The sequence below is a fragment of the Hansschlegelia beijingensis genome, from assembly GCF_045505405.1.
GTDB classification, from domain to species: domain Bacteria; phylum Pseudomonadota; class Alphaproteobacteria; order Rhizobiales; family Methylopilaceae; genus Methylopila; species Methylopila beijingensis_A.
This window is the reverse complement of record NZ_JBJKEX010000559.1, coordinates 1-1,181: the sequence shown is the minus strand read 5'-3', so window position 1 is coordinate 1,181 and position 1,181 is coordinate 1. Positions and strand designations below refer to the sequence as shown.

Here is a 1,181-nt window from a genome sequence, read left to right as displayed (position 1 = left end):
AGCGCCCCGATCTCCGCGGCGAGCGCGGCGTCGGAGGCGGTCGCCCAGCCGCGCAGCCGCTCGACCACGCGGTTCTGCATGTTGGCCGCCGCCGCCTTGGTGAAGGTCAGGCACAGGATGCGCGACGGCTCCGCGCCGGCGAGCAGCAGTCGCACCACGCGCTGCACCAGCACGTAGGTCTTGCCCGAGCCGGCGTTGGCCGAGACCCAGGCGGACCTGCGCGGATCCGACGCCGCGGCCTGCCGGGTCAGGGTTTCGGCGCTCGGACCGCTCATTCGCCGTCGCCCTCCGAAGCGCCGCCGGTCGCGGACCATTCCTTGACGCGGGCGAGATGGCCGTAGGGCCCTTCCGGCCGGGCGAGGAACTTCGGATGCGACAGCGAGCGATAGGGCTCGTCGGGGTTCTCGAAGCGGTCCACTACCTGGCGGAAGCGCTCGAGCGCCTTTGCGGCGATCTGGTCCGGCGCCTCGGTCTCGGCGCGGATCTCCACCAGCTCGCCGGCGGGTTCACGGCCGATCAGCTTCACGAAGGCGAGCTCGCTCACCGTCGCGCCCTTGGCGGCGGCGTCCGCAAAGCCGCCTTCCTGAAGGATCGCGCCCTCCAGCGGCAGCTGCGGCGCGAAGCCCGCGAGCGCCTGCTTGAGGCCCGGGACCGCGCCGGTCTTGTAGTCGAGGAAGGCGAACGTGCCGTCCTTCAGCGCGTCGATATGGTCCGCCCGGGCGCTCAGCCTGAAGCTGCGGCCGGCGACGGTCTCGAAGTGGATCTCGCCGCGTTTCTCGACGTGGGACGTCTCGACCCTCTCGGCCCGGCCACGGTGGAAGGCGAGCGTCCAGTCGGCGATCCGCTCGAAGCGGGGCCACCACAGCGTTCTGGCGTCCTCCCGCTCGAGCAGCGCCCCGAACGCCTCGCGGCCGAAATCCAGCAGCCGCTCGCGGGCGTCGTCCGCGTCGAGCGCGAAGCCGGCCTTGGCGAAGCGCTCCAGCGCGCCGTGGATCGCGTTGCCAAGATCGGCCGCGTTCGGCTCCGGCCCGACGGCGCCGAGCTCCTCGAGATCGAGGATGTAGCGGGCGTAGATCGCATACGGATCGCGAAGCCAGGTCTCCACCGACGTGACGCTCATCCGGCTCGGCCTGAGCTCGAGCGGCGGACGCGGCTCGGGCGGGCGCGGCGCCGGCTCGCGC

General features: G+C 72.6%; 2 protein-coding genes. Both read right to left on the bottom strand.

The window, feature by feature from the left end:
- Window positions 1-275 (bottom strand): UvrD-helicase domain-containing protein (locus ACIKT0_RS18665; RefSeq protein WP_407106804.1); only part of this gene is annotated, 275 nt, incomplete at its 3' end.
- Window positions 272-1,181: PD-(D/E)XK nuclease family protein (locus ACIKT0_RS18660; RefSeq protein WP_407106803.1), on the bottom strand; the 910-nt coding region annotated here is incomplete at its 5' end. The genes ACIKT0_RS18660 and ACIKT0_RS18665, both read right to left, overlap by 4 nt.